The 13,730-nt window shown below is 44.1% G+C and carries 6 protein-coding genes and 3 pseudogenes; 2 read left to right on the top strand and 7 right to left on the bottom strand.

Features of this window, described 5'->3' with window-relative positions:
- Positions 1-84 precede the first annotated feature (84 nt).
- A complete protein-coding gene (locus G7Y90_RS01045; RefSeq protein WP_250163163.1) occupies positions 85-1,413 on the bottom strand; it encodes a serine hydrolase domain-containing protein in 1,329 nt (442 codons plus the stop codon).
- 189 nt (positions 1,414-1,602) lie between these two features.
- Positions 1,603-2,166 (bottom strand): NUDIX hydrolase, encoded by a 564-nt coding sequence (locus tag G7Y90_RS01040; RefSeq protein WP_045453478.1) that lies wholly within the window; start codon positions 2,164-2,166, stop codon positions 1,603-1,605.
- Between the two features lie 592 nt (positions 2,167-2,758).
- Between G7Y90_RS01040 and G7Y90_RS01035 the strand changes: the two genes are divergently transcribed.
- Positions 2,759-3,493: an NUDIX hydrolase gene (locus tag G7Y90_RS01035; RefSeq protein ID WP_055124790.1), complete on the top strand. Its 735-nt coding sequence runs from the start codon at positions 2,759-2,761 to the stop codon at positions 3,491-3,493.
- 82 nt (positions 3,494-3,575) lie between these two features.
- Here G7Y90_RS01035 and G7Y90_RS01030 read toward each other — a convergent pair whose 3' ends face one another.
- The 3 genes and pseudogenes from G7Y90_RS01030 to nhaA all read right to left on the bottom strand — a co-directional run bounded on the left by G7Y90_RS01030 (position 3,576) and on the right by nhaA (position 6,959).
- Positions 3,576-4,946 carry an oxygenase MpaB family protein gene (locus G7Y90_RS01030; RefSeq protein WP_238034023.1) on the bottom strand — a complete coding sequence of 457 codons (1,371 nt, stop codon included), beginning with the start codon at positions 4,944-4,946 and terminating at the stop codon, positions 3,576-3,578.
- A 77-nt stretch (positions 4,947-5,023) separates the two neighbouring features.
- The gene (locus tag G7Y90_RS01025) at positions 5,024-5,608 is read right to left on the bottom strand and encodes a DUF2799 domain-containing protein (RefSeq protein ID WP_238034024.1); all 585 of its coding nucleotides are present in this window, start codon (positions 5,606-5,608) and stop codon (positions 5,024-5,026) included.
- Positions 5,609-5,757: 149 nt separating this feature from the next.
- Positions 5,758-6,959 (bottom strand): annotated as a pseudogene (nhaA, locus tag G7Y90_RS01020) (Na+/H+ antiporter NhaA).
- A 497-nt stretch (positions 6,960-7,456) separates the two neighbouring features.
- Here nhaA and G7Y90_RS01015 point away from each other — a divergent pair.
- Entirely contained in the window at positions 7,457-8,212 is a 756-nt protein-coding gene (locus G7Y90_RS01015; RefSeq protein ID WP_045453480.1) for a TSUP family transporter, read from the top strand.
- A gap of 108 nt (positions 8,213-8,320) precedes the next feature.
- Here the strand turns inward: G7Y90_RS01015 and G7Y90_RS01010 are convergent.
- Both G7Y90_RS01010 and G7Y90_RS01005 read right to left on the bottom strand, forming a co-directional pair.
- Positions 8,321-9,622: pseudogene (locus tag G7Y90_RS01010) on the bottom strand (dicarboxylate/amino acid:cation symporter).
- Positions 9,623-10,476: 854 nt separating this feature from the next.
- Positions 10,477-13,421, bottom strand: a pseudogene (locus G7Y90_RS01005) (acyl-CoA dehydrogenase).
- Between the last annotated feature and the right edge of the window lie 309 nt (positions 13,422-13,730).

Raw genomic sequence — 13,730 nt, 5'->3', positions numbered from 1 at the left:
TGATTTAATCGTTATATAAAAAACCGCCGCTTTCACTAAAAATGGAAGCGGCGGTTTTATTGCTTGATAGTGTTTTTTACAGGCTTACTTTTTGATTAAGTAATTGGCGACTGCTTTATAGGCAGGTAAAGAAGTCGGGTCTATTTTGCCGTTACTGGCATCCGGATATGACGCAAAACGAACGATGACCATATCAGCTGCTGGATCCACATAGACAGTTTGACCGTGGACGCCGCGTGCTGCATAGATGGGCGTGGGGTTATTAAATAACCACCACATGCTTGTGTAGCTGCCGTTAGTCAGCTGCTTATAATCGGCTTTCGCAAAAGCCTCTTTATCGCCACCCGCTTCGATATTATCAACGACCGCAGCTGGGAATAAGCGCTCACCATTAATTTCGCCTTTATTGAGCATCAAGCTACCAATGCGTGCCATATCATGCAAGCCTGCACTAAGACCGCCGCCAGCAAACGGCGTACCTTTAGCATCGACCGTCATATAGGCGCTTTGTTCAGCACCGATTTTTTGCCATATGCGTTCCGAGAGTAATTCATTCACCGCTTTACCAGTCGTACGCGAAATAATCCAGCCTAGGGCATCGCTATTAATGGTTCGATAGTTGAAAGCTTCCCCATGTTCGCCGTTCTTCTTAACTGTTTGCAGGTACTCAAAGTAACCATTGGGTCCGTTATAATCTTTCGGTTTTGGTAATGGGCTTGCCGCTTCTGAATACTTCCAGATATCGGCATTAGGATCGGCATAGTCTTCGCTATAATCGAGCGCTGTGGTCATGTCCATGACTTGGCGTACGGTTGCATCACCAAAACCACTGTTTTTGAGCTCTGGAATGATAGACGCCACCAAAGCTTTATCGTCAAGCTTACCTTCGGTCACGAGGATCTCTGCTAACAGCCCAGTCATTGATTTGGTCATCGACATCGCCGCATGATTGCCCAGCTCATTGAGGCAGCCGTTTTGGCGCTCGTATACCACCTTGCCATGATGCATGACCATAATGCCGTCAGTATAATTGGCATCCAGTGATTGCTTCCACGTCATTAGGCGCTTACTGTTAGTAGGCATAAAGGTGATGGCATCGATATTTTTATCTAACTCATAGCTGAGCTTGGAAGGCGCGCCGATACCGCGACTGACGTCAGTGGTAGGCATCAACTCACGGATATGACAGACCGTCCAACGCAGCTTGGGAAAACTAAAAAAATTAGAGGAAGGTTGAGTAATCAGTTTATCGGCAGGCGGCGGAAAACCTTGCATCCAGCCAAGCGTTTGTGGGTCGGATTGTTTGGCGGTTAACCGTGCATCTTCCGCATGGCTGGTGATACTTATACTGGTTAGAGTCATGGCGATGGTCAGCGGTAATAGAGGTAAAGAGCGTTGCAATAAAGTCAGCATAATATTCTCGCAAGTCGGCTTAAACGATTAACTTCAGACAATAAAAAACCATTGATAAGTGGCTATATTCAAAACTTAGCATAAGACTTATCAATGGTTTTTACCAACCACTTTTGTAAAGCAATTGATTTTTTTATAAGGTTATTTTTTAACGTTATGTTTATAACTCTATTCTTTATATGCTTAGGGTTAGTAGCGCTTGATCGCTTGGTCTTTACCGATGATATCCTGATGAATAGGGAAATTTTCATGGTTATCGTATTGCTTGCGGTCAGCAAAGTAACTTTTTAGGGTACGACGTACCGCTTCAAAGGCAAGTTTGTCCCATGGAATATCTTCTTCAGTAAATAACGCACAATCAAGACTTTCAGAGCCGATGCCATAAGCACCGTCTTTTAGCTCAGTGATATAGATGCTATAGATTTGCCCGATATCAGGAATATCATATAAGCAATATAAATGCGGATTGATGACGACCGCTTCTGCTTCTTCAAAACTTTCACGAGCGGCCCCTTCTGCCATGGTTTCGCCATTTTCCATAAAGCCAGCTGGCAGTGTCCATAAGCCATACTGTGGCTCGATCGCGCGGCGACATAGCAGTACCCGATGCTTATGCACAACGAGTGAGCCACAAATCACTTTTGGATTTTCATAGTGAATATAGTGGCAATTGGGGCATACCAAGCGTGGGATATTATCCGTGGCTGGTATTTTGCGTTCCGCTTCATGACCGCATTGTAAACAATAGCGCATATCAACTGCCTTATTTAATGATAAATCTACATGATAAATAGAAATGAGAAAAAGGATTGTCGTTCTTTGAAAAATTATGATTCTTATTTTAAAATAGTATGACTTTAGCTTATCAGATGTTATGTGATCATAGCTGTTAATCCTAAGATAACACAAATTCTCATCACACTGGCAGTGATAATAACAAGCACACAGGTTTGCGCAACTGCTTACGGCTACGGTTGCTATTAATGAATGCATCAGCAGGCAAAGCAGGACAGTCACATAAAGTATATGCAGTCACGATAAGATTGCGCTAGGCTAGACTCACGCTAACTATTGAATGATAGCTTTACCAACAACAAGAGTAATGGCTTCCGCGACTGGTGTTGCTCTAAGTAAGGGTAACCAGCAAAGCGCGCGCATCTATCAGAGTAGGGGATATTAAAAAATGCCACTTTACGTCGCCAAGCATAACGATGAATGAATGGAAACCAACATGTAGTAGATGCGATACGCGTAGCAATAACTCTGGCGCAAGCGTTGTACACATTGCGAGAGATAAGCTCCACCATCCGATGCTTAATTCTAATAAAAATATAGGGCAATAATCATGTTACTTCCCCCGCAGTCGCTACGTTTTGATGAGTTTTCAGTCGCTGTGCCGGACTTTATTCGTTATCCCACTATTAGAACGCTGGCGGAACGGGTGCAGCATGAGACCTTAAATGCCGTTACCAGTCCTGCGCTGTATGATGCTAGCACTTCTCGTAGCACTCGCATTCTAGATAGCTTGTATCAAACACCCATTGCCGATGCCTCGGTATTGGTTGCCATTACCCATGAACGCCATCCAAAGCTGCTACTGACACGCCGCGCTGCGCACATGAACAGCCATGCTGGCGAGGTCTCTTGCGTTGGTGGTAAACATGACGCAGGCGACGGTAATAATGTCGTCACCGCTTTGCGTGAAGCCTGTGAAGAGACGGCACTACCACCTAATAAAGTCCAGCTAATTGGTCAATTGCCCATTCAAACCTCTAAAAGTGGTATGAGTGTGCGTCCTATTGTGGCGCTGATTGCGCCAGATTTACTATTGGTACCTGAGCTTGGCGAAATCTCGCGCATTTTTTGGGCAGATTTTGAAACCTTGCTGACTCAGCCTACTGTCGAGTATGCGGTAGAATATGCAATGCAAGATAAGATCGCGACTATTCTCACGCCTAGCTGGCAAGTGGATGGTGAAACGGTTTGGGGTCTGACAGGACGAGTCATTGCCAGTCTGCTAGAAACAGGCTTTGATCGGCAGCTTGAGTGGTATTATCGTATCCAAAATACGCGTAATTAATCCGTAAGGCGGCTAACGGCTAACGGCTGACGTCTAAACGTTATTCGTTTTATTTTAGCTACTATGCTTTATTTATAATTGCTTACTTATAATAATCGTCGTTTTTTTTAAGCCACCAGTTCATATTATCTTGGCGTTTGGCGCGGAAGGCTTCTAATTTTTCAGCCACACTTTGATTGTGTTGGCGTGCCGTATCGAGCGCAAAGAGAATCGGCACCGATGATAAGACACCAAAGCGGATTTTTGATTTTGGCAAATCCAGCCCATCGCCGATATCATCGCCGACCAAAGTACGAGTCACGCTAGCATTGACCATCTCAACGAAACGCCCCCGTCGATTGTCTTCGCCCATCAGCTGACGCGGCAAATCATGCAAGGCTTTGGCTAATGGTTGCCCCATTTTAAAATCAAGTTGCTGAATTGATAAATAGGTATAAAGCCATTCCCAACAGGCGGTTTCATCTTTTGGCAGGCGCTCTAAGTCAACCCCCATCCAATAACTGGCAAGATTCCATAGATGCAGAATACCTGCCGCTTCTTCAGTGCTGATGCGTGCGCCAAGTAGCCGTAACCCGCGCATAATCAACAATGAAAACTGCAAATGAGTAGCAATCATATCGGTTTGATTGATAGGAAGACCCCAATAATCAGTATTCCAGCTGCCATCTGGCTTGTGATGTTGGTCGGCATTTGGTATGACGCCTTTAGCAGCATTGCCTTTACCTTTGAGCAAGTTTTGCCGTACTAGGGTATGAATTTGCCGCACCTTGATTGATTGCCGCCAACCTTCTGAGCCAATCGCCAATACTTGCTCGATAGACTGACGTTGATTATGGGCGTTTGTATTCGACTTATGTAATGGGGGATGTTCAGAGACGGCTAGGATATAGGCATACGTACGCATCAGGCGCGGCAGGGCATCGTGCATCAATGCGCCTGTCTGAATGAGCGGCAGGGAGAGGGCGGGAATGCTGTAGCCTGCCATCAGGGCGACATTACGTAGTAGCCAAATCAGCATCAGCGGATAGCGTCGATAGGCAACCGCACCGATTTGGGCAAGCTTGGGATCGAACCAATCGGGATGGTGGCTAAATTGTTCAGCCAAGGCGTTAAATGCAGAGTTGTTTGTGAGATTAGCATCGAATTTATTGCTATTGCTGCTGTCGCTGATAATAAATTGCTGTAGGGGCTTTGCAAAACGAATGCCGTCAGCGGCCAACGTATCTGCCAGTGAATCGCCAATATCGTAGCCCGCGACTATTTCATTTAATAAATCTTGCGAGATAACGAAGTCTTTTGGCAATAAATAACGCTTGATGCGCTTTAATACTTGCAAGTCGCTATGGTCATCAATCGCGGTCGTCCGTCCGTGACGCTGATAAGGTTTTATTAAGGGTTGTTGGTGATTCAAAGTAGCAGCCGTCTGTTTATCAGTTATGTTGATTGAATCCATATTTATCAAATGCCTTCTTACCAAATGCCTTCTTACCAAATATTTTCCTATTAGATTATTTCACAAGGCCAATAGTATTAATAGCTATTTGACTGGTTTAGAGCTTCTAATTGTCTTTGCGTGGTGTTCATACGGTGCTTGGCTTTACGCAGCTCGTCGGCTAATGATAGTAGACGCGCGCGTGCTTCTTTTTCATTAGCAAAGTTTAACATCGCCCCACTTTCTAGCTTATCAAACTCTTCTTGGTAGGTTTCTATGAGGCGCTTGTCTTTGTCTAACTGACTGTCTAATGCATAATAGTCTAAGCCTTTTTGATTAGCAGTTTGCAGTGTGTTCGCCAAGGTTAAGGGGCAAACATTATTGAGCTGACGTCCGCGCCGACCGACATTGTAAGCATTACTGGTCGTGCAGTATTGCTTAAGACCCAGCTGGCGACCGCGCTCCCATGCCAGATAGTTGGGGGCAACACTGGCCTTGGCACAGGCTTTGGCATGTGATGCAAGGCGGTCTGATGGGTAACCTGCCACGCCATCATTGTAGCCAATAGCCTGCCAGTCACCAACGAGGCACTCCTGCTTAGAGAGCGTGGCACAGCTTGATAGTAAAACAATGCTACCAAGGAGCGCCAAGCTTAACGAAGGCCGCAGTACAAACTGTCGCATGATTCTCTCTTCTATGGCTATTGATGCAAGTGCTGATATGGCTAATGAAAAATACTTTTAATGAACCATGCTCGGCTGCCAAAGTACGTGAACTATAAAATCATAAGCCACCGATAAGCTAAATCGCCTTTAGGTGGCTTATCTTCTTATTAATGAGGGCGAGTCAGATCGACTGAGGTGCCGCTTACATTGTCTTTCAAGCTGACTTTGAGCATGAGGTAACCTGCGATACCAGAGACGATTGAGCCCATAATAATACCTAAGCGCTCATCAAATAAGGCTGTTTCACCAGCAAATGCCAGACCGCCAATGAACAGACTCATGGTAAAACCAACACCACAGAGTAAGGCTGCACCGTAAATCTGCTTATAGTTCATGCCTCTTGGCATGGTTGAGATACCAAGCTTAAAGATTAACCAGCACATGATCATCACACCCAGTTGCTTACCGATGAATAGACCGGCCGCAATACCAAGCGGTACTGAATGGAACAGCTCAGCGAAGCCTGCACCTTTGAGAGATATGCCTGAGTTAGCAAATGCGAATAATGGCAAGATACCGAAGGCAACGGTGTTATGTAAATCGTGCTCTAGCTCTTCTAGTGGTGAGTGCTCAGGATCAGTACGGTCAAACATAGGAATAAATAGTGCTAAGACCACGCCAGCCAAGGTGGCATGGATGCCGGACTTGAGTACCGCAATCCACATGATCACACCGATCAGCAGATAAGGCGTGATGCTGGTGACGTTGCGACGATTAAGAAGGTATAAGAAAGGTAGACATAGACCTGCCACTGCCAATGACTCTAATGACAAATCACTGGTATAAAATAAAGCGATGATTAAAATGGCGCCAATATCATCAAAAATAGCAATTGATACTAAAAATACTTTTAAAGAGTTGGGGACGCGGTTGCCTAATAAGCTCAAAATACCTAGGGCAAAAGCAATATCAGTCGCGGCTGGAATCGCCCATCCTTTCCAAAACTCAGGCTCGTTATAGTTAAAAAGTAGATAGACAATCGCTGGCATAATCATGCCACCGAGCGCCGCACCAGCTGGCAAGATGATTTGCTTAACATTAGACAGCTCACCGATCAACACTTCACGCTTTAGCTCAAGTCCCACTAAAAAAAAGAAATCGCCATTAAACCGTCATTGATCCAGTGATGAGCGTCTTTAGCGATAGCGAACTCACCGATTTGAATGGCAACGGGTGCGTGAATAAAGCCCTCATACCACACATTAAGAGGGGAGTTGGCAATAATCATTGCAGCAATGGCAGCCAATGCTAGGACGATACCGCCCGCTGCCTCAAATTCAAAAAATGCTTTAATCCTGCGTATTGCCATATCATCCTCATTTGCTAAACACGAATTACAAATTAATCCAATAACCTCAAATATCTATGACACGACTCATAAAGACATGATAGACAGCAACAGTTTCTCATACTCTTATTGATATAGACAACAAAATACGTCAACCAAAAGTTATAAGTGCCGCCTGTCACATTAATAATAGCGATATTATAAAGTCGATAGAGCAGACAAAAGCCTTATAAGTCGTTACATACTTTTAATCAATCGCTGCTTATTTTAGATACTTATTAAGCCGTTAGACAAATCTAGCAGACTTTTTTACGTTTTTGGCTTTTTTTAGCGTTTTATCTTTATAATGATTGGCATTTTGTGATGTTCTGTCACAGCTTTAATACATATCAGCAGTACTATCAGCTAATGAATAGCAAAGTTGATAGCAACATTGCTACTAATATTTTATTTCCTGTTCTTAAAGCCAGTTTTTAGGACTTCCTCATTTTCCATCATAAAATTTACAGGTCAGCGTCATGGACTTATCGCTTTCGTTAGAGGTTATATTAATGCTTACCGCTGTGGCAGCGTTGGCAGGCTTTATTGATGCTATCGCTGGTGGTGGCGGTTTATTGACCATCCCCGCCATGTTACTCGCCAATATCCCACCAGTGCTAACGCTCGGTACCAATAAGCTACAAGCCGCTTCAGGTGCGCTAGCAGCCTCTATTACGATGATTAGAAAAGGGGTGGTCAAACCGCAACGTATCAAAGTAGCTATTGTTGGCGCTTTTATCGGTTCTGTTCTTGGCACTATCGCTGTACAGATGTCGCCGCCAGATCTGCTTGAGACACTGATTCCGTTTTTGATTGCGGCTATCGGGATTTATACCTTGTTTGCGCCTCGACTTGGCGAAGTAGAAGCTGCGCCGCGTATCTCAGAAGGCAAATGGCAAAAAGTGGTTGCACCATTAATTGGTTTTTATGATGGTTATATTGGACCAGGCACAGGGATGTTTTTTGCGCTCGGCAACGTGGCGTTGCGCGGTCGGCAAATTATCGAAGCAACAGGTGCAGCAAAGGTATTGAATCTATCGACCAATATTGGCTCGTTAATATTCTTTATTTTGGGCGGTAATGTCTTGTGGAAAGTAGGGCTTGCCATGATGGTGGGACAAACGATAGGCGCGTATTTTGGCTCTCATATGGTGGTCAAGGGCGGTAGTAAGCTGATTCGTCCGATGATTGTAGTGGTATGCTTGGCGATGGTAACCAAATACGTTTTTGGTTGATTGTTGTTCATCAAGTAAATGTATTTAGCAAAGAAAAAAACCTCAGCCAATATGACTGAGGTTTTTTGTATCGTGAATAAATTATCAAAATCTATTCAATGCGAGTGCCTAGCGGCGACGATCGATATCATCGTACTCACTGCCCATGATCCCATCACTAAAGACTTCAGAGAATTCACGCTCATTGTCTTCATCAATGTGACCATCAAACACGTCTTTTGCGCCAGCGTTAGGATCGTTATAAATAGCCAAATCCATTTTGCCTTCTGATTTTGCCACAATAGCCGTCACAGCAGCATCGCCACCGACGTTCACTGCGGTACGTAACATATCAAGGATACGATCCACACCTAAGATAAGACCGATGCCTTCGATAGGTAGACCGACTTGGGCAAATACCATTGATAGCATAATCAGACCAACACCCGGTACACCAGCGGTACCGACGGAAGCCAAAACGGACATTAGAATGACAGTTAGATACTCAGTCACGCCCAAGTCAATACCATAAATATTGGCAATGAAAATGGTCGCCGTGCCCTGCATGATGGCGGTACCATCCATGTTGATGGTCGCACCAAATGGAACAGTAAATGAAGCAACTGAGTTATTGACACCCATGCGCTTGGTTACCGTACGCAAGGTAATAGGAATCGTCGCGTTCGAGCTTGACGTACTAAAAGCAAAAATCTGAACTTCGCGCATTTTTGCCAAAAAGGTTTTTGGATAAGCCTGAAGAGACTTTGAGTACAATCATCATAGTGACAAAGAAATGGAATGCCAATGAGCCGACCATACCGCCACATAACCGAGCAGTGACCAAATCAAGTCTAAACCCAGCTGCCATTGCTTTGGTCAATAGCGCAAATACACCATAAGGTGCAAGATTCATAATGATGGTCACCATTTTTAAGATGACTTCATTGATTAATTCTAAGCTCTGCACTAAGCCTTTGGCAGGTTTACCCACCATCAAGATACTAACACCGATCAAAATAGCAAAAATAATCGATAACATATCACCATTTGCCATCGCGCTGATGGGTTTGATGGGATAATATTAGAGAACACATCTAGCAGTGGTGGTGCTGAAGCTGCTTCAAATGCCGCTTCGGTTTCGATATTCATGCCTTTACCGATACCAAATAGCACGCCAAGCCCAATCGCTGTTGCGATAGCCAGAGCTGTTGTCATCATATAAATAAGAAATGTCTTGGTGCCGATGCGACCAAGCAAACGAATATCCCCAATACCGCAAACACCGCAAATCAGTGAGATCAACACCAAAGGCACGACTAGCATTTTTAACGAGTTGACAAATAGCTTGCCGACAATGGCGAGGAAGCCATTGGTAATGTACGTATGAATGAAACCGCCTTCAGCGTTCAGTCCTGAATAGTTTATAAACAATCCCAGTATGATACCGAGTACCAAGCGACAATAATCTTGCCGGTCATCCCATATTTTTCCACATAACTTATACCTTGTGTACGTGCCCCAGAGCGAATAGATAGGCTGCTCACATCAATGTGATTGTTGCCATTATTATCACCGCTCTTGCTACGTCTATTAAATTCTTTCAACTTCCACTTAGTGTCACGTTTTCGGGGCACAATATAAAATAATTGTTAAGGATACTGCAACGTTTTTTTATGACTAAGGTAATATAAATCAATAGTTAAGTTGTCTGCGCCGAATTTTTCGCGAGTAAAGTAGGTAAATGACAAGGCATATTGACCAATATTAGCGCGTGTTGAACATTCAAAAATAGATACTGCTGATCGCCAAAACTGTTTCAGACAAAGCATAAAATGACGGTAATGCTCATGCCTTAATTAGTTTTATAACATATTTTTATATGGAGCTGGGAGAATTTAGTATTATTTCCAATATTAATAGAGGGAGACAGGGCTTTTTTTTACCATTTCATTGTTAACAGTAGACGCTTAGAATGACTAAACTGACTATTTTTAATGTTGAGCTGCCTAAAAAGCAGTCTCTGTCATTGCCATGGTTGAATCATCAAATACGCCTTAATGGTTAAAAATGGCGATTTATAACTAAAAAAAGACTGCTCAAATGGGGCAGTCTTTTCTAAGTGAATGATCAGAATGTATCGTGCAAGGCTTCTAGCAGCCTTAACACCTATTGTTTTTTAAATATTTTAAGCCTGATTCTTTTGTGCCTTGCTATTTCAAAGCTTGCTATTTCAAAGCCTATTGTTTCAAAGCTTGTCATTTCAAGAATTATCAAAGCTTTTGATTTTAGACTTTGTCACTTTCATCACGGCGTAGACCATCCTGCCATTTAGGATCAGTAGCGGCAGGTTTGTCTATATTATCCTTCACATTTTCTGCATCTTCAGATATTTCAGAACGCTCTAGGTCGTCAGCATTATGTTGATTTAGACGATGGTTGTTACTCATGCGTTCACTTAAGTGTGACTCTGCATCACGGTGGCGATGATCTAGTGCTTCTACCTCAGGCTCAGACTCATCAAAGTCGGTCTGTGCACGTACCTCCTCAATGGTATCTTGCTCTTTGACCATTTCTACATCACCGTTATTCTCATAACCATGATTGGGGTTGGCATCGCCAGTTGGTTTGTCTGTACTGACGGGCGTACCCAAATCATTAGAGTCGACATCATTTTCAGCTGTCATGTTTGTCGCAATGCCATTTCTGGCTTGCGCGTCATTTTTCAATTGTGCATAGTCCGTTAATTGCTGTACGGCATTATCAAGGCTGTGTGGATTGGTGCGCTCTTGGGCATGCAATAAATGTTTATCGAACACATCGGTCAATAATGAGTCAAAGCGTATGGCGTTATACTGAATAAGAACTTCAGCTTCTTCTTCGGTAATATCGCCGTTTTGGCTGGCATATACCACATGATCCTCAAAAGTAAGCCCTTCAAAACTGTCCTTGTGTTCAGCCTTTTTAAACCTCTGCCATAATGGCTCGATGCTAAGTAACGTTTGATAAGCGTGTTCCATACGTCCAGTGACATCATCGGCTTCAGTATTATAATAGACCATGGTTTTAAGATAATCACGGAACGGATTGGCTTCAAAGTCATCCATAAAAGCATCGCCCAGCTTGCGTTTGAGCTCATCGCTTGGCGGTGTAAAGATAGAGCCGCTGGGAAAAGTCACAAAACTGACCAAACTGGCCGCCATACGATTAGGGAAGTTTGCAAAAAAGGCTTCAAAAGCTTCTTGAATGGTATATAAGCTATTTTGTAAGGCAACCTCAGCATGCAAGCGTTCGGAAGCTGATTTAGTACCATGCTCATAAAACTGCAAAATAGCAGTGCTAATGAATAAATGGCTATGAATATCAGCTAAGCGTCCAGACAGCATCTCTTTACGTTTTAAGTCACCAGCGAGCAACCCTAATGCCATGTCAGCCGTTAAGGCAAAGCTTGCGCTCAGGCGGTTGATGTGTTTGTAGTAGGGACGAGTAAAGCTGTCCGCAAAGCTTGGGCATGATTACTGCCACCGACATAACCTGCGACAAATGCCTTTGCGCCGCGATTAAAGGTATAACCCAAATGTTTAAAAAACAGTGTGTCGAACTGTTTGAGTGCGCTTTCTTTATTTTCGCTTTGCAGCAATTGCAGCTCATCAAATAGATAAGGATGGCAACGCATCGCGCCTTGACCAAATATCATGAGTGAGCGCGTCAAGATATTTGCGCCTTCAACCGTGATAGATACTGGAATTGCCTGATAAGGTGTGGCCAAAAAGTTACGTGGACCCATCTGTACCGCGCGACCACCAACCACATCCATACCGTCATTGACCACACTGCGCATGGTTTCAGTCGCATAGTATTTTGCCATTGCCGTCATAACCGAGGGTGTGCCGCCTTGATTTAGGCCACAAGTAACCAGATGACGGAACGCCTCTAACATATAAGTGTTGCTGGCCATACGGCTGGTCGCGTCCTGCACCCCTTCAAATTTACCCACAGAGATTTTAAACTGTTCGCGTACTTTGGCAAAAGCACCGACAGACAGATACGTCATTTCACTGGCTGAGGTTGATAAAGCTGGTAAAGAGATGCCGCGACCAACGCCCAAGCACTCCATCAGCATACGCCAACCGCGACCCGCATTTTCGACGCCGCCAATGATGTAATCTAGTGGAATAAAGACGTCTTTACCATCGACTGTACCATTCATAAATGGCGAGCCAATTGGATTATGGCGTGGTCCTATGATAACGCCTTCATGGCTGGCAGGAACGAGCGCACAAGTGATACCGTAATCGGTCTTATCAGGATTGCCAAGCAAACCTTCAGGATCGTGCATCTTGAATGCTAAACCCACGACCGTGGCGATAGGTGCAAGGGTAATCCAGCGCTTAGAAAAGTTCATACGCAAACCGAGCACTTGCTCGCCCTCATGCGTACCATAACAAACCACCCCTGTATCTGGAATCGCACCAGCATCGGAACCCGCTTCTGGGCCCGTCAAACCAAAGCAAGGCACCTCGTCACCTTTGGCAAGACCGGGTAGCCAACGCTGTTTTTGTTCGTCCGTACCATAATGCATCAACAGCTCACCAGGGCCGAGCGAGTTTGGCACCATACAGGTAACCGCAGCGGTCGGCGAGCGTGAAGCGATTTTACTCATGATACGGCTTTGTGCATAAGAGCTAAAATCTAAACCGCCAAACTCTTTTGGAATGATTAAGCCTAAAAATCCATTGGCTTTGATAAATTGCCACGCTTCAGGCGACAGCTCTTTGTCTTCATGCTGAATTTTCCATTCATCAAGCATGGCGCATAGTACTTCTACTTCATTATCAATAAAGCTTTGCTCTTCTGCCGACAGCTCTGGATAGGGATATTGAGCAAAAGTGTCCCAGTCGGGATTGCCCATAAACAGCTCTTTTTCCCACCAGCTGGTACCCGCATCAAGCGCTTCTCGCTCGGTATCGCTCATGCTCGGCATTGCCCCGCCCAAAGTCTTGTAAACAGGTCTGGTAATCAGTGACTGACGAATAGGGGCGACGAGCAAAACGATGCAAAGTAAAGCGATTGGTATGCCCAAAATGAGCGACCAAGGACTGATAAAGGCGGTGACAAGGACGGCAACTAGGGCAACGATACTGCCTGTGACTCGTGATAGGGACAATAAAAAGATGGCCAAAACCATGGCTAATTGAATAATGATTGCCAAAATAAATAAGCCAATTGCCATGACTGTCTCCTTTTATAACGCTAAACCAAAAGCGCAAAAAATGTGTGTGTATTAAAGTATTTGAATAAATCTTGTTGTTATTTTTTCTGATGTTTAAGGGTCTGGTGATCAAATTAAACCAATGAGCCGTTATGGATTTTGTAGCATGTTTTATGATAAATTTTAATTTGTCGAGCATTTTACAAAAGTGGCTTTGATAACTGTCTAACCAGTGACAGACAAATAAAAGACAAATTTAGCCATCAATATGAAACAGTTGCCGATAACTATCAATAGCTAAAATGCTACGCTGTGTCGATTATATGTATC

Origin of the sequence: Psychrobacter sp. WY6 (assembly GCF_018448495.1) — a bacterium.
In the GTDB taxonomy this organism is placed as follows: Bacteria; Pseudomonadota; Gammaproteobacteria; order Pseudomonadales; family Moraxellaceae; genus Psychrobacter.
This window is presented reverse-complemented; position numbering and strand designations above follow the sequence as displayed.